The organism is Citrobacter sp. Cu233, assembly GCF_030332225.1.
Taxonomy (GTDB): domain Bacteria; phylum Pseudomonadota; class Gammaproteobacteria; order Enterobacterales; family Enterobacteriaceae; genus Citrobacter.
This window is the reverse complement of the sequence record NZ_JAOWIF010000021.1, coordinates 21,405-41,600: the sequence shown is the minus strand read 5'-3', so window position 1 is coordinate 41,600 and position 20,196 is coordinate 21,405. Positions and strand designations below refer to the sequence as shown.

Annotated in this window: 18 protein-coding genes; 7 read left to right on the top strand and 11 right to left on the bottom strand. The window is 52.5% G+C overall.

The annotated features are described in order from the left end of the window. The first annotated feature begins 130 nt into the window (after positions 1-130). The 3 genes from malF (at position 131) to xylE (ending at position 4,391) form a co-directional block, all read left to right on the top strand. Entirely contained in the window at positions 131-1,675 is a 1,545-nt protein-coding gene (gene malF, locus OGX95_RS00270) for a maltose ABC transporter permease MalF (protein ID WP_286627882.1), read from the top strand. A 14-nt stretch (positions 1,676-1,689) separates the two neighbouring features. After that, positions 1,690-2,580, top strand: a complete 891-nt coding sequence (gene malG / locus OGX95_RS00265) for a maltose ABC transporter permease MalG (RefSeq protein ID WP_286627881.1) — start codon at positions 1,690-1,692, stop codon at positions 2,578-2,580. 335 nt (positions 2,581-2,915) lie between these two features. Beyond that, positions 2,916-4,391: a D-xylose transporter XylE gene (xylE, locus tag OGX95_RS00260; RefSeq protein WP_286627880.1), complete on the top strand. Its 1,476-nt coding sequence runs from the start codon at positions 2,916-2,918 to the stop codon at positions 4,389-4,391. 41 nt (positions 4,392-4,432) lie between these two features. Here xylE and psiE read toward each other — a convergent pair whose 3' ends face one another. From psiE to pgi, 6 genes are all read right to left on the bottom strand, one after another. Continuing rightward, positions 4,433-4,843 (bottom strand): phosphate-starvation-inducible protein PsiE, encoded by a 411-nt coding sequence (gene psiE, locus OGX95_RS00255; RefSeq protein ID WP_003031674.1) that lies wholly within the window; start codon positions 4,841-4,843, stop codon positions 4,433-4,435. Between the two features lie 174 nt (positions 4,844-5,017). Then, complete coding sequence (locus OGX95_RS00250) at positions 5,018-7,114, bottom strand: YjbH domain-containing protein (protein ID WP_286627879.1); 2,097 nt, start codon at positions 7,112-7,114, stop codon at positions 5,018-5,020. After that, positions 7,114-7,851 carry a capsule biosynthesis GfcC family protein gene (locus OGX95_RS00245; RefSeq protein ID WP_286627878.1) on the bottom strand — a complete coding sequence of 246 codons (738 nt, stop codon included), beginning with the start codon at positions 7,849-7,851 and terminating at the stop codon, positions 7,114-7,116. Before OGX95_RS00245 ends, OGX95_RS00250 begins: the two co-directional genes overlap by 1 nt. Then, positions 7,848-8,486, bottom strand: coding sequence for a YjbF family lipoprotein (locus OGX95_RS00240; protein WP_286627877.1), 639 nt, complete (start codon positions 8,484-8,486; stop codon positions 7,848-7,850). Before OGX95_RS00240 ends, OGX95_RS00245 begins: the two co-directional genes overlap by 4 nt. A 119-nt stretch (positions 8,487-8,605) precedes the next feature. After that, positions 8,606-8,848, bottom strand: coding sequence for an exopolysaccharide production protein YjbE (gene yjbE, locus OGX95_RS00235; protein ID WP_286627876.1), 243 nt, complete (start codon positions 8,846-8,848; stop codon positions 8,606-8,608). Positions 8,849-9,273: 425 nt separating this feature from the next. Next, positions 9,274-10,923 (bottom strand): glucose-6-phosphate isomerase, encoded by a 1,650-nt coding sequence (pgi, locus tag OGX95_RS00230; RefSeq protein ID WP_286627875.1) that lies wholly within the window; start codon positions 10,921-10,923, stop codon positions 9,274-9,276. A 427-nt stretch (positions 10,924-11,350) separates the two neighbouring features. Between pgi and lysC the strand changes: the two genes are divergently transcribed. After that, the gene (lysC, locus tag OGX95_RS00225; protein ID WP_286627874.1) at positions 11,351-12,700 is read left to right on the top strand and encodes a lysine-sensitive aspartokinase 3; all 1,350 of its coding nucleotides are present in this window, start codon (positions 11,351-11,353) and stop codon (positions 12,698-12,700) included. Positions 12,701-12,742: 42 nt separating this feature from the next. Here lysC and OGX95_RS00220 read toward each other — a convergent pair whose 3' ends face one another. Both OGX95_RS00220 and OGX95_RS00215 read right to left on the bottom strand, forming a co-directional pair. Next, positions 12,743-13,528: a nucleotidyltransferase domain-containing protein gene (locus OGX95_RS00220; RefSeq protein WP_286627873.1), complete on the bottom strand. Its 786-nt coding sequence runs from the start codon at positions 13,526-13,528 to the stop codon at positions 12,743-12,745. A gap of 5 nt (positions 13,529-13,533) precedes the next feature. After that, positions 13,534-14,661 carry a slipin family protein gene (locus tag OGX95_RS00215; protein ID WP_286627872.1) on the bottom strand — a complete coding sequence of 376 codons (1,128 nt, stop codon included), beginning with the start codon at positions 14,659-14,661 and terminating at the stop codon, positions 13,534-13,536. A 448-nt stretch (positions 14,662-15,109) separates the two neighbouring features. Between OGX95_RS00215 and rtcR the strand changes: the two genes are divergently transcribed. Both rtcR and panS read left to right on the top strand, forming a co-directional pair. After that, complete coding sequence (rtcR, locus tag OGX95_RS00210) at positions 15,110-16,690, top strand: RNA repair transcriptional activator RtcR (protein ID WP_286627871.1); 1,581 nt, start codon at positions 15,110-15,112, stop codon at positions 16,688-16,690. 111 nt (positions 16,691-16,801) lie between these two features. Next, complete coding sequence (gene panS / locus OGX95_RS00205; RefSeq protein WP_286627870.1) at positions 16,802-17,746, top strand: ketopantoate/pantoate/pantothenate transporter PanS; 945 nt, start codon at positions 16,802-16,804, stop codon at positions 17,744-17,746. Positions 17,747-17,817: 71 nt separating this feature from the next. Here panS and OGX95_RS00200 read toward each other — a convergent pair whose 3' ends face one another. Continuing rightward, positions 17,818-18,156 (bottom strand): helix-turn-helix domain-containing protein, encoded by a 339-nt coding sequence (locus OGX95_RS00200; protein WP_286627869.1) that lies wholly within the window; start codon positions 18,154-18,156, stop codon positions 17,818-17,820. Further along, positions 18,153-18,509, bottom strand: a complete 357-nt coding sequence (locus OGX95_RS00195; protein WP_286627868.1) for a type II toxin-antitoxin system RelE/ParE family toxin — start codon at positions 18,507-18,509, stop codon at positions 18,153-18,155. Before OGX95_RS00195 ends, OGX95_RS00200 begins: the two co-directional genes overlap by 4 nt. A 198-nt stretch (positions 18,510-18,707) precedes the next feature. On the opposite strand from OGX95_RS00195, the gene OGX95_RS00190 reads away from it, so the two are divergent. Continuing rightward, positions 18,708-18,980: a YjbD family protein gene (locus tag OGX95_RS00190; protein ID WP_286627867.1), complete on the top strand. Its 273-nt coding sequence runs from the start codon at positions 18,708-18,710 to the stop codon at positions 18,978-18,980. On the opposite strand, the gene rluF is transcribed toward OGX95_RS00190, so the two are convergent. Further along, complete coding sequence (rluF, locus tag OGX95_RS00185; protein WP_286627865.1) at positions 18,977-19,858, bottom strand: 23S rRNA pseudouridine(2604) synthase RluF; 882 nt, start codon at positions 19,856-19,858, stop codon at positions 18,977-18,979. The two genes, OGX95_RS00190 and rluF, sit on opposite strands and share 4 nt — an antisense overlap. Positions 19,859-20,196 lie beyond the last annotated feature (338 nt).

Genomic DNA, 20,196 nt, shown 5'->3' with positions numbered 1-20,196 from the left:
CCATTCGCGCTACATCGAGGCGGCAAGGAGGCAAATCCCCAGGAGCTTACATAAGTAAGTGACTGGGGTGCGCTTCCGCAGCCAACAAAGAGGTAGTGCGAAAGATAAAGCGTAAAGAGGATTGAACCCCATGGATGTCATTAAAAAGAAACACTGGTGGCAAAGCGACACGCTGAAATGGTCAGTGATGGGTCTGCTTGGGCTACTGGTCGGTTACCTTGTTGTTTTGATGTATGCTCAGGGGGAGTACCTGTTTGCCATCATGACGCTGATTTTAAGCTCTGCTGGCCTGTATATTTTCGCTAACCGTAAAACTTATGCCTGGCGCTATGTTTATCCTGGCGTCGCCGGTATGGGACTGTTTGTCCTGTTCCCGCTGGTTTGCACCATCGCCATTGCTTTTACCAACTACAGCAGTACTAACCAGCTGACCTTTGAACGCGCTCAACAAGTTCTGATGGAGCGTTCATATCAGGCAGGCAAAACCTATAATTTCGGCTTGTATCCGGCGGGTGATGAGTGGCAACTGGCCCTTACCGACGGTGAAACAGGAAAAAATTACGTTTCCGACGCCTTTAAATTTGGCGGCGAGCAAAAACTGCAACTGAAGGACGCTGATGCACTGCCAACTGGCGAACGCGCGACGCTGCGTACCATCACCCAGAATCGTCAGGCGCTGACGCAGTTAACGGCCATTCTGCCGGATGAAAGCAAAGTTATCATGAGTTCACTGCGTCAGTTCTCCGGCACGCAGCCGCTCTACTCCCTGGCTGATGACGGCACGCTTACCAATAACCAGAGCGGCGTAAAATACCGTGCTAACAACGATGTTGGTTACTATCAGGCAATTAACGCTGACGGAAGCTGGGGGACAGAAAAACTCAGTCCAGGCTATACCGTCGCTATTGGGTGGGACAACTTCACCCGCGTCTTTACCGATGAAGGCATCCAGAAGCCGTTCTTCGCCATCTTCGTCTGGACAGTGGTGTTCTCAGTCCTGACGGTAATCCTCACCGTTGCGGTAGGGATGGTTCTGGCCTGTCTGGTGCAGTGGGAATCCCTGAAAGGCAAAGCGATTTACCGCGTCCTGCTGATCCTGCCCTACGCCGTCCCGTCGTTTATCTCGATCCTGATTTTCAAAGGCTTGTTCAACCAGAGCTTTGGTGAAATCAACATGATGCTGAGTGCGCTGTTTGGCGTCAAACCGGCCTGGTTCAGCGACCCGACCACTGCCCGTTCGATGATTATCATCGTCAACACCTGGTTGGGCTATCCGTACATGATGATCCTGTGCATGGGCCTGCTGAAGGCGATTCCGGACGACCTGTACGAAGCCTCAGCAATGGATGGCGCAGGCCCGTTCCAGAACTTCTTTAAGATTACGCTGCCGTTGCTGATTAAGCCGCTAACGCCGCTGATGATTGCCAGCTTTGCCTTTAACTTTAACAACTTCGTGCTGATTCAGCTGTTGACCAACGGTGGCCCGGATCGACTTGGCACCACCACGCCTGCCGGTTATACCGACCTGCTCGTGAGCTACACCTACCGTATTGCCTTTGAAGGTGGTGGCGGGCAGGACTTCGGTCTGGCGGCCGCGATTGCCACACTGATCTTCCTGCTGGTAGGCGCACTGGCCATCGTGAACCTGAAAGCCACACGTATGAAGTTTGATTAAGGGAGACAACGAACATGGCTATGGTACAACCCAAATCTCAGAAACTGCGTCTCTTAACAACGCACCTGCTGCTGCTGATTTTTATCGCGGCGATCATGTTTCCGCTGCTGATGGTTATTGCCATCTCGCTACGTGAGGGTAACTTTGCCACCGGCAGTCTGATTCCGGAAACGATCTCCTGGGAGCACTGGAAACTGGCGCTGGGCTTTAGCGTAGAGCACGCGGATGGCCGTGTGACGCCACCGCCTTTCCCGGTGCTGTTGTGGCTGTGGAACTCAGTGAAGGTGGCCACCATTACCGCGATCGGTATCGTGACACTCTCCACCACTTGTGCTTATGCCTTTGCCCGCATGCGTTTCCCGGGCAAAGCAACACTGCTGAAAGGGATGCTAATTTTCCAGATGTTCCCGGCGGTGCTGTCTCTGGTGGCGTTATACGCGTTGTTTGACCGTCTGGGCCAATATATTCCGTTTATTGGTCTCAACACCCATGGCGGCGTGATCTTCGCTTATCTTGGCGGTATCGCACTGCATGTGTGGACGATTAAAGGCTATTTCGAAACCATCGATGGTTCGCTGGAAGAAGCGGCCGCGTTGGATGGCGCCACGCCGTGGCAGGCTTTCCGCCTGGTGTTGTTGCCGCTCTCGGTACCGATTCTGGCGGTCGTGTTTATTCTGTCGTTCATTGCCGCAATTACTGAAGTCCCGGTCGCATCACTGCTGCTGCGTGATGTGAACAGCTACACCCTTGCGGTAGGCATGCAGCAGTACCTCAATCCACAGAACTATTTGTGGGGCGACTTTGCCGCCGCAGCTGTACTTTCCGCCATTCCGATCACGCTGGTATTCCTGTTGGCGCAGCGCTGGCTGGTCAACGGCCTGACCGCGGGTGGTGTGAAAGGTTAAGTTTCATCAAAGTAGTTGTGTTACCCCGCCCGGCAACGGGCAATGCCACTGCAACCCTCAACTTATGTTATCCCAACCTGTGACTGTTATTCGGCGCTCTACGGAGCGCCCTTTTTTTATGTTATTTTGCATTACCGTTATGATTATTTCCTTTCGTGCTCTCCATCACTGCAATTCAATTCCCCACCTGGCTTGCAACATATTAAACAGAGCTAAGATCACAGAAAAGACAAAACGTAATTGCAATGTAAAAAATGATAATTGTCTTCCCTGCCTGTTAAATCCACCATCTCCAACACTGATAAAAAGAGCTGTATCGTCTAAGGCAGGTCTGAATGAATACCCAATATAATTCCAGCTATATATTTTCGATTACGCTAGTGGCTACATTAGGAGGCCTATTATTTGGTTATGACACGGCGGTCATATCCGGTACGGTAGAGTCCTTAAATACCGTTTTTGTTGCCCCACAAAACCTCAGTGAATCCGCTGCTAACTCGCTGTTGGGTTTCTGTGTTGCCAGTGCACTGATTGGCTGTATCATCGGCGGTGCGCTTGGCGGATATTGCAGTAACCGGTTTGGTCGCCGGGATTCTCTGAAAATCGCCGCGCTGTTATTTTTTATTTCAGGCATCGGTTCCGCATGGCCAGAATTAGGTTTTACCACCATAAACCCCGATAATGCTGTGCCTGTTTATTTAGCAGGATACGTCCCCGAATTCGTTATTTATCGCATCATCGGTGGTATTGGCGTAGGTTTAGCTTCCATGCTTTCACCTATGTATATTGCTGAGCTGGCTCCGGCACACATTCGTGGGAAACTGGTTTCCTTTAACCAATTCGCGATTATTTTTGGCCAGTTGCTGGTGTACTGTGTTAACTATTTTATTGCCCGTTCTGGTGATGCCAACTGGCTGAATACCGATGGCTGGCGATATATGTTTGCCTCCGAAAGTATCCCCGCCCTGCTGTTTTTACTGCTGCTGTATACCGTACCAGAAAGCCCACGTTGGCTGATGGCGCGCGGCAGACATGAGCAGGCAGAAGGTATTCTGCGCAAGATTATGGGCAGCACACTCGCCACTCAGGCAATGCAGGAGATTAATCAGTCACTCGAACATGGCCGCAAAACCGGTGGTCGTCTGTTGATGTTTGGTGCAGGCGTGATCGTCATCGGCGTGATGCTATCCATCTTCCAGCAGTTTGTCGGCATCAATGTCGTACTGTACTACGCACCTGAAGTCTTCAAAACGCTTGGCGCTAGCACCGATGTGGCGCTATTGCAGACCATTATTGTCGGCGTAATCAACCTAAGCTTCACCGTGCTGGCTATCATGACGGTGGACAAATTTGGTCGCAAACCGCTGCAGATCATTGGCGCACTCGGCATGGCAATTGGGATGTTCAGCCTCGGCACTGCATTTTATACGCAGGCTTCCGGCCTGGTGGCGCTACTGTCGATGCTGTTTTATGTCGCAGCATTCGCTATGTCCTGGGGACCGGTGTGTTGGGTATTGCTGGCAGAAATCTTCCCGAACGCGATTCGCGGTAAAGCACTCGCCATTGCGGTCGCGGCCCAGTGGCTGGCGAACTACTTCGTCTCCTGGACCTTCCCGATGATGGACAAAAACTCCTGGTTAGTTTCCCATTTCCACAACGGTTTCTCCTACTGGATTTACGGTTGTATGGGCATTCTGGCTGCGCTGTTCATGTGGAAGTTCGTGCCGGAAACCAAAGGCAAAACACTGGAAGAACTTGAAGAGCTGTGGGAACCCGCAGCAGAGAAAACCAGACCTGTCTCTGCACAATAAGACTGACCTGCAACACGCCGCCTCAACGGCGTGTTATTTTTTTACTCTCGCTTCAACCGCTTCGAGTTGCACAGCCACAGGGTGATCACCAGCAGCAGGATCGCCGCAGAATAGATCAGCACATCCATGGGTGCTTTATGATCGACAATGATCAACCGCACAATCGCAGTGATCCCAATATAGACAAAGTAGCGTAGCGGAAAGTGAAACCCTGACTGAAAGTACTTCACAATCAGCGCGATAAATTCAAAGTACAGAAAATAAACCACCAGCCCTTCCACCAGCTCATATTTGCTGGTTTGTTCCGGCGCGAACAACACATCTGCCAGATGCAGCGTTTCTTTCCCGAGGAATACGACCAGGATCAGGCCCAAACTCAGCAGCCCCAGATTCAGCACGGTCTGCAAGATGGTGGAGATAAACTCCACGCGCGGACGAGATAGCGACGTCATAACAGCACCTCTTACTCAGTGGCGAGGTTCCTGTATAACGCAAAAATGTGACAGAGATCTACATTTTTTGTTTATATTTTGTTCGCACAAAGATTCTTGCCGGATAGTGGCTTGCCTTATCCGGCCTACCGTAGGCCCGGTAAGCATTGCGCCACCAGGCGATCAACATTCACATCAACGGAAGTTCTCACTCCTGTCACTGGTCATATCGTACAAACCAAACTTACGCCCAAGCTGCTGACCACCATCACGCGTTAACGGTGTCCAGCCTATCGCCGCACGGCTGCGGGTTGGGCCAGAGGAGAACAGATCCAGCGGCACGGAAACGTACACCCCTTTGGTGAAATCCCCCTCTCCGTACTCGTCCGGCGATGCATTGGTCATGGTCGCATAGCCGCCAACTACCACGCCGCTATCGAAGCGTTTGGCGATCTCCAGCGTTCCACCTTTATCCCCGGCCAGATACTGACCCACACTGGCTTTCACCAGAACATCCTGAGCAAACGAAGGATTCCAGTAAGCCGTCAAATGCCCGGTCTTCACGCTGTAGTCGGTGAACTTCATCATGTCCTGTGCGCTACGCCAGTCACGCTGTTTCACGTAGTTGGCGTCAATGCCAAACGCCCAGTTACCGTCCAATGGGCGGTACAACACTTCCGCACCCACCCCGCCATACATGGTTTCCAGATAACCGCCATAAACCTGTCCGTAGAATCCATTACCGAGAGACTGGAAGTAATTGGCCTGCAGGTTATTCACGTAGACGTCGTTCTGTACATACTCACGCACATGGGTACGCACCCGCGGTAAATGCGAGTCCTGCGGTGGGTTAGTGTAGTTAAACTTGTCGTAGTTATTGGCGAGGTTGGCAAACAAGCTACCGGTGGTCAGCAGGTGATCCGTGACCCACAAATCCGCCGTTCCCATCACGCCCAGTTGATACATATAGAAGTTTTCCGGGCCGCCCACCGACTGGTTAAGAACCGGATCGATATGAAAATCAAAACGTGATTTGTCGATATACCAGCCCTGCTCAGTGGTTTGTGGCACGACAGGCTCGATGCGTTTTTGCGCCAGTTGGGTTTCATGGCCCAACGGCTCGCCTTCCAGATGGCGCTTGAGGCTGGAAACCTCCGTTTCGGTCGTCACCTGCGGCAGGTTCAGGCGATTCTCCGTAATGCGGATCGTGCGGATCCCGTCGGGGAGATCGTTCATCACGATCCGGTTGGCACGTTCGATCCCTTCACGTGAGTCCCGATATTTCATCTGTTCACCGGTGACGTACAGCGTATCGCCCTGTACCTGGATTTTAGGGTCTGCCAGGCCGGCGTTGTATTTCAGCAGCGTTAGCTGATTCGCCACCACCGAATGTTGCAGGATGGCATCCTGGGGCTGGGGCTGATATTTCGGGCGGGCATTGTCATTATACGCGGGTCGCAGATCGTTAAAGTTGGTACGCAGCGTGAAGCCAAACATAAAAGTGTTGCCGCGTTCGTAGCTGAGGTTAACGTCGGCCCAATCGGTGACGCGATAAATAGCGCCGACGTTAAACTTGCTCTTCTGATCCAGCTTACCCGCAAAATCCTGCTGATAATTATTGCCTTCATACTCCAGCTTCAAACGCAGCGGCTGCCAGGGTGTTTGATATTCCACACCGCCAAACAACGATGCCGGACCATGGAACATCTGACTACCATCGATAGAACCCGCCTGTTTGTAGCTATTGTCGCGATAACAGAATTTATCGCTGTAGGAACACAGCGGGTTGCTGACATTACCGCTGGTCCCGAGATACCCCCAGCCAAGGCCCAGTGAGAAATCAAACGGTCCCCAGGTTTTACTCGCCACAATGTACTCCGCATCAAACAAACCGGTTCCACCAATATCCCGTGCACCAACCGCGACCTGCGGCATCCAGTAGCTCTCTTCCCACAACCGCAGTTTGAGGTCAAACGCCTTATCCTTGTATGTCTGATCGCCAGAAAACGACGCCACACTGCTGTACTTTTTAGTGCGAACATCGGTATAGCGCAGCGTGGTTTCCAGCCAGGGGAAAAGCTGCACCGACCCTGAGTAGTAACGGTATTGATCGTTATCGCGGTAGTTGAAGCTCATTTCACCTTCACGGGCCATCCGCGCAGTCGGGGTTTGCAGCAGCCCCACGCCGCCAAAATCGGACTGTGATGGTCCAACAGGTGCAGGCCAGGTTTCACCGTGGCAGGCAACGCTCACGCCCAGCCCCAACAGGCTGAGCAGATAAGTTTTTCTCATTATTCAGGGATCCGCTGAGTCAGGGTGCGAAGAACATCGGCATTGATTTCATCTGGAACGTTGCTCCAGACGGCTTCGGAAAGTCCGACAAAAATGATGCTGCCGGGCATCGGCTCAATGTGACGTTTGTTCCAGTAGGCGACCGGTACTTTTTGTGTGCGTCCGTCGGGATAGACGACCCAGGCGTAGCTACGATCTGCACCGCTGAGCCGATATTGTTCAGCGAGATAACTGGCCACATCGCGGCCGGGCATAAACGGTTGTTTACCCGGACGACTTAGCAAGCCAAATAGCGTTATCTCCGTTGGCTGTGGACCAACCCACAGCGTGTAATTGCCCTGCAACGGCGGGTTGCCTCGTTCGCTGACGCGCACAACATCCGGGTCGAGGTTAATCTTCTGCCTGCCGGTTATCTTCACTGCCTGAATCTGCTGGCGTAGCGCGTTAATCGCTGCAGCATCCTCACCACTTTCCTCTGCACTCAGCGCCGCCAGGCGTGCCAGTAATGCCTGCTGCTGACGTTGCGCCGTGATAGTGGCTTGCGCTTCACCGAGAGCCGCTGCCGGCCACCAGCTGTTGCTTAATCGTGGCTGCCCCACCAGATCGATCAGATGTTCAGCACCGGTCAACGTCTGCGGTTCTGAGTGGCCTGCGATCATCACGTTTACGTCACCAGCGGCAAAAACAGATGACATGCTCAGACTGACGAGCAACGCGGTAATTGTCTGTTTCATCATGGTTTTGCCGCCTTAATCAGCGTGGTTTTCACCAGGAAGAAATGTGCGCCCAGATACTGCTCTGACTGACGGATTTGTCCTTCACTGTCGATCCAGTAGCGGTTATGCCAGTGCGCCTGATCGGTCGTCACTTCTTCGACCAGCACCCGAACCGCGGTCTCTTCGCTGCCCACGCTGATGCTATCAGGGCCATCCCATTTGAAGACGGAACGAGCGATGGCGTAGCGCACCTGCTGATACTCGGTCCAGCCCATCGTGCGAGTCCACGTTACGCCATCGACTATCTGATTGGGCTTGATCAGTGGATCAGCCGCCAGATTATTCACCTCGATCAGGTTGTCGCCACCGAGTTGCGTTTTCACCAGTCGCCCATGCTGCGTCACGAGAATAGCCTGATCCTGAGTCACCCATTTCTGCTGCCCGTTTTCGGTAAAAGCGAGCACGACAAACAGCTGGGGACCGCCGTTGAGCTGCATATACTGGCTGGCGTAAGGCATATTTTGGATTTCATCATCCGTCATCAGAACGCCGGGTGACTCAAACACACTCTCCCACAGCGAATGACCCAGCCCTTCGGTGGTAGCTGAACACGCTTGTAATAACAGGCAAACCAATATCAGCGCTGGTCGCTTCACGACGCTTCTCCGCATTATTGCCGGGGTGACGCTATGTTTACCCGGCCTACAAATCCCACAGGCGTATGACAATCCAAAATAACCACACCGAAGTGTGGTTATGGTTAAACGTACCGGTATTACTGGGTACTGGTGGTTGTGGTGGTGGTCGTTCCGGTATTAGAACCATCGCCACCACCGGTCGCCGCCAGGGCGACACCCACCGCAGAACTTACGGTGCTCACGCTGGTTGCGGAGGAACTTCCTGCCGAAACCGACGCAGCTGCCGACCCTGCGGCCTCCCCCACCTGAACGGGGGCGGCATAAACAGAGGTCGCCGTAAGCGCAGATATAGCCCACAGGCCATACAGAACTTTTTTCATCACAAATTCCCTTCATTGCATGAATGGAGATTTACCCAAAAGAATTTCGGGCGAGGTCGAGTATACACAAGCGAAGTGTGCAAATTAGGTCGGGAGGGAATTTAGGACAATTAGATAACGAGAGAGAAAATGATTAACAACAAATAATAAAAATAATTAAAATCAATTAATTAAAATATGATAATAAAAAACACAATATCCGGTAAATCTGAAAACATTAGAAATAGAGCAACGTTGAATAAATTATTTTAGGATTAAGCTCAATTAAAAGATGAAGAAAAAACGTAAATATCCCGGAGTAATCTTATAAAAAAAGCCGATATTAATATCGGCTTTTTTATTTCATTCTTGCTTGCCGGATGGCGGCGAAACGCCTTATCCGGCCTACAGGGTATGTACCTGCAGGCCGGATAAGCGCAGCGCTATCAGGCACGCCAGGCTTTGTAACGGTTAATCAACCCATTAGTAGAAACATCATGGGAAGAAACAGTTTTATCATCGTTCAGCTCAGGCAGAATGCGGTTTGCCAGCTGTTTGCCCAGCTCAACGCCCCACTGGTCGAAAGTGAAGATGTTCAGGATTGCGCCCTGAGTAAAGATTTTATGCTCATACAACGCAATCAACGCACCCAGGCTAAACGGCGTGATTTCACGCAGCAGAATAGAGTTCGTCGGACGGTTGCCTTCAAACACTTTGAACGGCACAACGTGTTCGAGCTGGGCCGGATCTTTACCCTGATCGCGATATTCCTGCTCTACCACTTCACGCGATTTACCAAATGCCAGCGCTTCGGTCTGCGCGAAGAAGTTAGACAGCAGTTTCGGATGGTGATCCGACAGCGGGTTGTGCGTAATCGCCGGAGCGATAAAGTCACAAGGAACCATTTTGGTGCCCTGGTGAATCAGCTGGTAGAACGCATGCTGGCCGTTAGTCCCCGGCTCACCCCAGATGATTGGGCCAGTCTGGTAGTCCACGGCGTTACCGTTACGGTCAACGTATTTACCGTTGGATTCCATGTTGCCCTGCTGGAAGTAGGCCGCGAAGCGGTGCATATACTGGTCGTACGGCAGGATTGCTTCGGTTTCGGCACCGAAGAAGTTGTTGTACCAGATACCGATCAGCGCCAGCAGCACTGGCAGGTTTTTCTCCGCCGGGGTGGTGGAAAAATGTTTGTCCATCGCATGCGCACCGGACAGCAACTCAACAAAGTTGTCGAAGCCCACGGACAGAATGATGGACAGGCCAATGGCAGACCACAGAGAGTAACGACCGCCAACCCAATCCCAGAACTCGAACATGTTGGCAGTATCAATACCAAACTCGCCAACCGCTTTACCGTTGGTGGACAGCGCCGCAAAGTGTTTCGCAACGTGCTTGTTGTCGCCAGCGGTCGCCAGGAACCAGTCACGCGCGCTGTGGGCGTTGGTCATGGTTTCCTGAGTGGTGAAGGTTTTAGAAGCGACCAGGAACAGCGTGGTTTCCGGGTTCACTTTCTTCAGCACTTCAGCAATGTGCGTACCATCGACGTTAGACACAAAGTGCATGTTCAGGTGATTTTTATATGGACGCAGCGCTTCGGTCACCATGAACGGGCCGAGGTCGGAGCCACCGATACCGATGTTCACCACATCCGTGATCGCTTTGCCGGTGTAGCCTTTCCAGCTTCCGGAGATAATCGCTTCAGAGAAGGATTTCATTTTCTCCAGCACCGCATTCACTTCCGGCATCACATCTTTGCCATCAACGATGATCGGCGTATTGCTACGGTTGCGCAGCGCCACGTGCAGCACCGCACGGTCTTCGGTGCGGTTGATTTTCTCACCGGAGAACATGGACTTGATAGCACCAGCCAGATCGGTCTCTTTCGCCAGCTCCTGCAGCTTGGCCAGCGTTTCTTCTGTGATACGGTTTTTAGAGAAATCCACCAGCATCAGATCATCAAACGTCGCGGAAAACTTAGTGAAACGATCGCTATCTTTCGCGAACAGGTCCGCGATAGTAACGTCTTTCATCTCTTCAAAGTGTTTTTGTAGTGCCTGCCAGGCGGAGGTCTGCGTTGGATTGATGTTTTTCATTAGCAATACTCTTCTGATTTTGAGAATTGTGACTGAGATCGATTGTAACGCCAGTCACCGAAAAGTGTGATTGTTTTAATGCCATTGCCCTTGTGTCCATCGAACCCGGGTAAAAAGTATATACACAAAATCTTTCAACCTGCGTCAAGGCGACAAGCCGGTGCGTCCCCAGAAGTTTACTGAAGTATGTGGCTGAGGTGAGCAGGCGCAGTCAACACAGAGGCAGTTTGAAGGATGACGTGTAGGGCTGTTATAAGCACTGTTACTCAGCGCTAATGCAGCATGAAAAATCCGCATAATCCCAGCGTTGACAGTACAGGCTACACATTTTATTTATAAATACGGTATTTGCATTTGCGCCTGCACCGGTTTCTGTTCTGCCTTATGTGCCATGGTCGCTCTATTTATTCCCTGACACGAGGTAGTTATGACTGATGTAGTTGTCTCCAAGTTTGGTGGTACCAGCGTGGCGGATTTTGACGCCATGAATCGCAGCGCGGATGTCGTACTTTCCGATACTAACGTCCGCTTAGTGGTGCTTTCCGCTTCAGCAGGCATTACCAATCTCCTGGTTGCACTGGCAGAAGGGCTGGAGCCGACTGAGCGCTTCGAGAAACTCGACGCCATTCGTCAAATTCAGTTCAATATTCTGGAACGCCTGCGTTATCCGAACGTGATCCGCGAAGAAATTGAGCGTCTGCTGGAAAACATCACTACGCTGGCCGAGGCGGCCTCACTGGCTACCTCCACGGCGCTGACGGATGAACTGGTCAGCCACGGTGAACTGATGTCTACCCTGCTGTTTGTTGAGATCCTGCGCGAGCGTAACGTTCAGGCCCAATGGTTTGATGTACGCAAAGTGATGCGCACCAACGATCGCTTTGGTCGTGCTGAGCCAGATGTAGCGGCGCTGGCCGAACTGGCAGCCATCCAGCTTGCCCCGCGGTTAAGCGAAGGTCTGGTCATTACTCAGGGCTTTATCGGTAGCGAAAGCAAAGGCCGCACCACCACACTGGGACGCGGCGGCAGCGATTATACAGCAGCCCTGCTGGCCGAAGCGCTGCACGCAACGCGCGTCGATATCTGGACCGATGTTCCCGGCATTTACACGACCGATCCACGCGTTGTTCCCGCAGCGCAGCGTATCGATGAGATTGCCTTCGAAGAGGCCGCGGAAATGGCCACCTTCGGTGCGAAAGTCCTGCACCCGGCAACCCTGTTACCTGCCGTACGTAGCGATATTCCGGTATTTGTTGGCTCCAGCAAAGATCCCAAAGCAGGCGGCACGCTGGTGTGCAATAAAACCGCGAATCCACCGCTGTTCCGGGCGCTGGCCCTGCGCCGCAAACAAACACTGTTGACGCTGCATAGCCTGAATATGCTGCACTCTCGCGGATTTTTAGCGGAAGTGTTCGGTATCCTGGCACGCCACAATATCTCGGTAGATTTGATCACCACATCCGAAGTCAGCGTGGCGCTGACGCTGGACACCACAGGCTCCACCTCCACCGGCGATACGCTGTTAACACAGTCTCTGCTGATGGAACTGTCTGCACTGTGTCGGGTTGAAGTTGAAGAAGGTCTGGCGCTGGTCGCGCTGATTGGTAATGACCTGTCAAAAGCCTGTGGCGTAGGCAAAGAGGTGTTCGGTGTACTGGAGCCATTTAACATTCGCATGATTTGCTACGGCGCATCCAGCCATAACCTGTGCTTCCTGGTCCCGGGCGCCGAAGCCGAGTTGGTCGTCCAGAAGCTGCACCACAATTTGTTTGAATAAGTAGAAGTCAACGCCCGATGGTTCTTACGCCATCGGGTATTTTCACCGCATCACCGTGTCATATAACAGTCTGTCCAGTTCCCTGGCATCCCCTTCCCGGCTGTCCGGTAACGTCGGTGGGATTTCTCCTCTCTCCAGTTCGGCGCGGATAAACGCATGTAGCAATGGACGACGCGGACCATACTCAGCCTCACCTGACCGCTGTTTGCGTGCCAACAATTCGTCGATTTCCTGACACAATGGCGCATCCAGTTCACTTCCCACCAGCAGATCGGCAAAACGCATCGGCGGCACACCCTTCCCTGCTTCCACCCAACGCACCGCCAACAGTGGTCGCAGAACGTAGAAGTACTTCTTCAATCGCACGTCGTCACCCTGCAGATAACCGCGAAAGTTTTTCCGCGCCATCGAATAGTAGTGCCAGCGGGCACGTAGCGGGGAAAACCATTTAGGCACCAACGTTTTCAACGCCGACACCGCCACTTCGTCCTGCAGATAGATCACCGGCGAATCCAGCCACTCGATAAGCGTCGGGTTTGCGTCTTTGAGCAACCCCAGCGCCTTGCGCCATTCCCAGCCGCACACGTCCAGCTCATCATCTATCGGCAGTTCGATAACATCTCGTGGCGCTTCGACCCGCAGATACCATTCGGGGGGATGAACATAGAGAAATCGCACGTCGTAATCGCTGTCCGGCGAGGCAAATCCCCAGCCACGGCTGCCGGATTCGCAGGCGTATAGCACTTTGACGTTATAGCGCCGCTCCACTTCTTTTAGCTGGCGAAACACCCGTTCGCGCATCGCGGCATTCACTCCGTTGTCGCTCATTTCACTTATCCTTTTATATTCACCAGACCGTGCAGCACCTGGTCAAGGCCACCGAATACCGAGATTTTATCGATACGCTCCGCCACTCTTTCGAGGGTTTCCAGCTCTTTTAAACGCAGCGCCACCGGGTTGTTTTCCATCACTTTTGCGGTATTCAACAGCGATCGCGTCGCGGCGGTTTCTTCGCGTCGACGAATGACGTTGGCCTGGGCGGATTTTTCCGCTTCAACCAGTTGCGACAAAATGGCTTTCATATCGCCCGGCAGGACGATATCTTTCACGCCCAGCGAATCCACCTCGATACCAAACGGCGTCATGCGGGTTTTCACCTGCGTGCTCACCACATCGTCAATCACCTGCTTATCTTCCAGCAGCTCGTCCAGCGTTCGAGTACCGACAGCCTCACGCAGCGCAAACTGCAACTCGCGGTAAAGGTGCTCCAGCGGTTTAGTCAGTTGGCCAAAAGCCAGCAACACATCGCTGTAACGCCAGTTCGCCGCCAGGTTTAAACGCAGGTTGACCTTATCTTTGGTCAGGATCTCCTGGCCGCCGACCTCCAGAACTTGTAAACGGGTATCAACGACTTCCGCTTCAATCAGATGGTTTACCTTCCAGTAAGCTGTTAATCCTGGCGGCAACAGCGCCTGGGTTTCGCCATCGATTTTCAACACGCCGACGTGCCACGCCGGAACCTGCACCGTTAAGATCGCGTCACGGCCTTTTACTGTACCGCTGCGGCGTGGCTGTAATACTGCATTCATAACGTCCGGTGGTACCTGAACCTGACGCGTATCCATGCGCACCAGGTTCAGTGCCTCATCGGCCTGCCAGTACAGACGGCGCGTTGCCGGTGGCAGGATCTCCTGCAAAACGCCATTGACATACAGCGCCCCGGCTTCGGTGTCCGTCGTATCCGCGACCAGGCAGTAACGTTCCACCCAGGAGGGCTGAAAGCGGCGCAAATACTCCGCTAACGCTTCCGGTACTTCGCTGCCATCCCTATTAACGATCAGCACTTCCGGGGTGTTAAACCACGGTAAACGGTGCTGACCCGCTTCCAGTGCCTGATAGTAATCGCCCTCGCGGGATAAAAGACCTAACTGCGCTTTTTGTATAGTGATTTTCTTCATCATTTATTATTCCTTATTGTGAGCCAGGCGCGGGTGCAGGGGCGAAGCGGCAGGGGAATTCCCTTTTGCCTGTCGCACGGCATCTTTACCGGCAGCCTGTTCTGGAGCGTGCTAACTGCGCATTGCTCCGTTTTATTTCTATGATTAACAACCAGTTTCATTGGGAGAATGAATCGGGAATCGAACCCGTTGGGTGGTCATCGGCTGACGGAACACTCCCGGAAAACAGCCTGTGCAGTTCCTGACGTGCCGGCGGGGTTTAACCCCCTGCGCTTTCAGCGTGATTGACTAAAGTGTTATTGCCAGAAGCGTGCCAGGAATTAACATTGGCATAATTAATTTTTAATTAATTGATTTTTATTATTTAAATTACCTCCACCAATAATGACGATTGTCTTGATGGGTTAAATTTTTTATCTTTTATTCTCTTATTTATCTTTTTGGATAAACCATGAAGAAGCGACGGGTAGTGATTGGCGTACTGGGAACGGTGCTGGATAAACGCGGCAAGCGAGCCAATCGGTTTAAGAAGTGGCGCCCCACAGTTGGGCTATGCCAACAGCCTGATTTCCCTGTCGACAGGCTGGAACTCCTCCACCAGCCACGCGATGAGAGCATGGTGCAAAGATTGATTGAAGACGTTGTGCTGCTTTCGCCTCACACCGAAGTCCGCCCGCATACCGTAACCATTAACGATCCGTGGGATTTTGAAGAGGTCTACGCCGCGTTTCTCGACTTTGCCACGAATTATGAATTTGATACGGAAAACGAAGAGTATCTGGTGCACATCACCACCGGCACTCACGTGGCGCAGATCTGCTGGTTTTTGCTGACGGAAGCGCGCTACCTGCCCGCCAGCCTGCTGCAAACCAGCCCGGCGCCAAAAGGTTCTACTGATGAAGCCGTCGCTGCTGGCGTCTGCTCGGTTATCGACCTCGATTTAAGTCGCTATGCCACGCTCACCAGTCGCTTTCAGCGCGAGCAGCAGCAGTCGGTCTCTTTTTTGAAAGCCGGGATTGATACGCGCAACGCCACGTTCAATAAACTGATCGATCGCATTGAGCGGGTGGCTCTGCGTTCGACCGACCCGATCCTGCTGACCGGCCCTACCGGCGCGGGCAAATCCTTCCTCGCGAAACGTATTTTTCAGCTGCGCCAGTCGCGGCATCTGATGGCGGGAAAACTGGTCGCAGTCAACTGCGCGACCCTACGCGGCGATAATGCGATGTCCACGTTATTTGGTCATGTGAAGGGGGCGTTTACTGGCGCACTCACGGCACGTAGCGGATTGCTGCGAGAAGCGGATGGCGGCGTGCTGTTTCTCGATGAGATTGCCGAGTTGGGGCTGGATGAGCAGGCCATGCTGCTAAAAGCGATTGAAGAAAAAACCTTTTTCCCGTTTGGGTCGGACAAAGAAGTACACAGCGATTTTCAGCTGATTGCCGGAACCCATCGCAACATGTCACAGTGGGTCGCTGAGGGCCGTTTTCGCGAGGATCTCTACGCGCGTATCAATATGTGGAGCTTCGCCCTACCCGGTCTGGCGCAGCGGCGGGAAGATATCGCCCCGAACGTCGAGTATGAACTGCAACGTTTTTCCAGCAATAAACAGACGCAGATCCGTTTCGATAAAGAGGCACGTGTTTGCTATCTGGCATTTGCCTGCTCCCCACAGGCGCAATGGCGCGGCAATTTTCGCGAGCTAAGCTCATCCATCGCGCGCATGGCGACACTTGCCGAACAAGGTCGCATCACCTTATCCCTTGTCGAAGAAGAGATTGCGCTGTTAAAGGAGAGCTGGCAGATCGCCGCTTCGCAACCTGAACTGAACATGGACATTGACCTGTTCGATCGCCGCCAGTTAGAAACGGTGCTGGAAGTGTGCCGCCGCTGTGCGTCGCTGTCGGAAGCCGGACGCGAACTGTTTGCCGTTTCGCGGCAGAAAAAAGCCAATCCTAACGATGCCGATCGCCTGCGAAAATATCTCGCCCGTTTTGGACTGAGCTGGGAAAGCGTTCGCTGCGGAACATGAACATAATTTGTTTGAATAATATTCCATCACGCGATAAACAATAACTATGGCCGGGCTCGATCCCGGCTTTTTTATAACAACACAACACATTTCAATCGCAAGGAATACAACATGCTCGCTACTCTCACGCGGCTGTTCCCGTTATGGGCGCTGCTGCTCTCTGTTATTGCGTATTACACGCCCCCCACCTTTACGCCAGTCGGGCCATTCGTGCCGTCATTACTGATGCTGATTATGTTCGGCATGGGTGTTCACCTGAAGGTAGATGACTTTAAACGCGTACTCTCACGCCCTGCACCGGTTGCTGCAGGTATTTTCCTGCACTATCTGGTGATGCCGCTCGCCGCATGGATTTTGGCGCTGGCTTTTAATATGCCGCCGGAATTGTCCGCAGGTATGGTGCTGGTCGGTAGCGTAGCCAGCGGAACGGCATCAAACGTAATGATCTATCTGGCGAAGGGTGATGTGGCGCTCTCCGTGACGATTTCATCGGTTTCAACGCTGGTCGGTGTCGTCGCCACGCCACTGCTCACCCGTCTTTACGTCGATGCGCATATTCAGGTGGATGTTATGGGTATGCTGCTGAGTATTCTGCAGATCGTGGTTATTCCGATTGCTTTAGGCCTGGTCATTCACCATCTGTTCCCGCGCGTCGTAAAAGCCGTGGAGCCGTATCTGCCCGCGTTTTCTATGGTGTGCATCCTGGCGATCATCAGCGCCGTCGTGGCGGGTTCCGCCTCGCACATTGCGTCAGTCGGCTTTGTGGTGATTATCGCCGTTATTCTGCATAACACCATTGGTTTGCTCGGCGGCTACTGGGGCGGAAAACTCTTCGGCTTTGATGAATCCACCTGCCGCACACTGGCGATTGAAGTCGGTATGCAGAATTCAGGGCTTGCCGCTGCACTGGGCAAAATCTACTTCGGTCCGCTCGCCGCCCTGCCCGGCGCGCTGTTCTCCGTCTGGCATAACCTTTCCGGCTCGCTGCTGGCGGGTTACTGGTCCGGTAAGCCGATTGAAGAGAAACCGCATCAGACGGCGGAAGAAAACGAATAAAGTGCCGGGTAGTGAAAGCTTACCCGGCCTACATGGGAAGCCAGTTGACCCGGAGGATGCAGAAACCGGGTCTAACCCACTTGCAGCGTTACTGGCTTGCCAAGTTTCACCAGCATCATGACCAAAGCGTCCAGGGTAAATTTGTTGGTTTTCTGGTTCACAACATCCGAAACCCGTGGTCGGGAGATATTTAATTTCAGGGCGGCGTCTGCCTGTTTCAGTTTGTGTTCGTCAATCCAGACGGAAATTTCCTGCATCAGCTGCTGTTTAAGCGCAATAAGTTGCTCAACTTCTCGTTCGGCATCCTGATAAAGCCGTTGGGATTCCTCGCCACTAAACCCCAGCTCAGAAAAAATATTGGCATCCGCAGGCGTCACGTGATGGATTTTGACATCAATGGAGGGGCTCATTTTCGTTTCCTTAGCTCTTGCTGTACCGCCTGATAACGGGCTTTTGCAATACGTTTATCCTGCTCAGAAGCGCGCTGTGTCTTTTTGCCGAAACAGTGCAACACATAAACAGCATCCTCGAGGCGGGCAAAATAGATAATCCGATAAATTCCGCAAACATGCCGTAATCGAACCTCTTCAACACCCGGCCCAATTTCTGTCATCGGTTTCCAGTCTGCCGCTTCCAGGCCAGCCTGCAAACGATGTAACTGATACCCTGCGTCTTTACGCACCTCTTCCGGGAAACGGCATAAATCATCGAATGACCGGCCGACCCAGGCAATAGGCTTCGACGCTTGCCTGACTGAAAGCATAGCACATCCTTGTATAAAATTTTATACACAAAGAGAGATGTCATTTTCACATACCCTGTCTCAATACGGGCATTACGCTAATTCAGGCGGTGTTATTCGTCACTTGGGAAAGAAATAATCTGCGATGCGCTTTCAGAATTAGTTTCTTTCGCATGATTTCCCGTACACTGGAACCTCTGGCTAACTGAGGGCAACCGTATGGCACTCCCCCGCATTACCCAAAAAGAGATGACCGAGCGCGAACAGCGCGAACTGAAAACACTGCTCGACCGCGCGCGTATTGCGCATGGTCGACTGCTCACCAACGCTGAGACCAACAGCATTAAGAAAGAGTACATCGATAAGCTGATGGCCTTGCGCGAAGCAGAGGCCAAAAAAGCCCGCCAGTTGAAGAAAAAGCAGGCTTATAAACCGGATACGGAAGCATCATTTTCCTGGTCAGCGAATACGCCAACGCGCGGCAGACGTTAACGCCCTTTCTTCTTTCGCCCCGGCGAGGTAAAACGCTTACCGTTTGCCGCCGGGCGCGATTTCTCTTTCTCCGCCGATTTTTCGATTTTCACCACCGGGCGCTTGATGCCTGCGGTGGTTGCTTTTGGCTTCGCTTTCGCCTTCGGTTTAGCTTCTGAAGAAGAATTCTCAATCAGCTTGAACAGTTCGATCAGTTCGTCCCCCGTCAGATCACGCCATTCGCCCAGCGGCAGGCCGGACAAACTGACGTTCATGATGCGTGTGCGCTCAAGCTTCGTCACTTCATAACCGAAGTGCTCGCACATACGACGGATCTGGCGGTTCAGCCCCTGAATCAGCGTAATGCGGAAAACAAACGGCGCTTCTTTCTTCACCTTACATTTTTTGGTAACGGTGCCGAGAATGGGCACACCGGCTCCCATCCCACGGATAAAGTCGTCGGTGACGGGTTTATCTACCGTCACCAGATACTCTTTTTCGTGATCGTTACCGGCACGCAGGATCTTATTCACCAGATCGCCGTGGTTGGTCAGAAAGATAAGTCCCTGAGAATCTTTGTCCAGACGACCAATCGGGAACACACGCTTGCTGTGGTTAACAAAATCAACAATGTTGTCGCGTTCGCTGTCTTCAGTGGTACTGACAATCCCCACTGGCTTGTTCAGCGCAATAAAAACCAGATCTTCCGCTTCACGCGGCTCAATCAACCGACCATTTACTTTCACGACGTCGCCAGGCATCACCTGATCGCCAATGGTGGCGCGTTTGCCATTCAGGAAGACATTCCCTTGTTCGATAAAGCGATCCGCTTCGCGACGCGAGCAGATTCCGCTTTCACTGATGTATTTATTTAATCGGATGGATGAGTCGGGCAGCATAATTTCTCCTGTATACACTGCATCCTTCAAACTGTCTCTGCGCTGGCTGCCCTCACTCACCCGGGTCACATAGCCATCTATGCTCCCAGGGGTTTGCTCCCTTGCCGCCGTGATACAACTTGAATGATTTTGTGTATTAAAAGCGAAATATACCCTACCTTGCGGGCGATAAAAAATAGTCGTGTTCTAACGCCCGGGCGCTATTTGTGATCCGTCACACCTTTCGACACAAAAGTGTCCGCAACCCATGCCTGCAATTTTGTTGCGCGAAAATACACAGAATCAAGGTATTACATCAATAAGCTCATATGTGCCGACAACGCACTATCGGTACATCA

Bases quoted from the DNA above. Each gene is read 5' to 3' on its own strand.
- lysC (WP_286627874.1), top strand. From the start codon at position 11,351: ATGACTGATGTAGTTGTCTCCAAGTTTGGTGGTACCAGCGTGGCGGAT.
- OGX95_RS00250 (WP_286627879.1), bottom strand. From the start codon at position 7,114: ATGAGAAAAACTTATCTGCTCAGCCTGTTGGGGCTGGGCGTGAGCGTT.
- OGX95_RS00190 (WP_286627867.1), top strand. From the start codon at position 18,708: ATGGCACTCCCCCGCATTACCCAAAAAGAGATGACCGAGCGCGAACAG.
- xylE (WP_286627880.1), top strand. From the start codon at position 2,916: ATGAATACCCAATATAATTCCAGCTATATATTTTCGATTACGCTAGTG.
- OGX95_RS00245 (WP_286627878.1), bottom strand. From the start codon at position 7,851: ATGATGAAACAGACAATTACCGCGTTGCTCGTCAGTCTGAGCATGTCA.
- rtcR (WP_286627871.1), top strand. From the start codon at position 15,110: ATGAAGAAGCGACGGGTAGTGATTGGCGTACTGGGAACGGTGCTGGAT.
- malF (WP_286627882.1), top strand. From the start codon at position 131: ATGGATGTCATTAAAAAGAAACACTGGTGGCAAAGCGACACGCTGAAA.
- OGX95_RS00220 (WP_286627873.1), bottom strand. From the start codon at position 13,528: ATGAGCGACAACGGAGTGAATGCCGCGATGCGCGAACGGGTGTTTCGC.
- malG (WP_286627881.1), top strand. From the start codon at position 1,690: ATGGCTATGGTACAACCCAAATCTCAGAAACTGCGTCTCTTAACAACG.
- pgi (WP_286627875.1), bottom strand. From the start codon at position 10,923: ATGAAAAACATCAATCCAACGCAGACCTCCGCCTGGCAGGCACTACAA.
- OGX95_RS00200 (WP_286627869.1), bottom strand. From the start codon at position 18,156: ATGAGCCCCTCCATTGATGTCAAAATCCATCACGTGACGCCTGCGGAT.
- yjbE (WP_286627876.1), bottom strand. From the start codon at position 8,848: ATGAAAAAAGTTCTGTATGGCCTGTGGGCTATATCTGCGCTTACGGCG.
- OGX95_RS00215 (WP_286627872.1), bottom strand. From the start codon at position 14,661: ATGATGAAGAAAATCACTATACAAAAAGCGCAGTTAGGTCTTTTATCC.
- psiE (WP_003031674.1), bottom strand. From the start codon at position 4,843: ATGACGTCGCTATCTCGTCCGCGCGTGGAGTTTATCTCCACCATCTTG.
- rluF (WP_286627865.1), bottom strand. From the start codon at position 19,858: ATGCTGCCCGACTCATCCATCCGATTAAATAAATACATCAGTGAAAGC.
- panS (WP_286627870.1), top strand. From the start codon at position 16,802: ATGCTCGCTACTCTCACGCGGCTGTTCCCGTTATGGGCGCTGCTGCTC.
- OGX95_RS00195 (WP_286627868.1), bottom strand. From the start codon at position 18,509: ATGCTTTCAGTCAGGCAAGCGTCGAAGCCTATTGCCTGGGTCGGCCGG.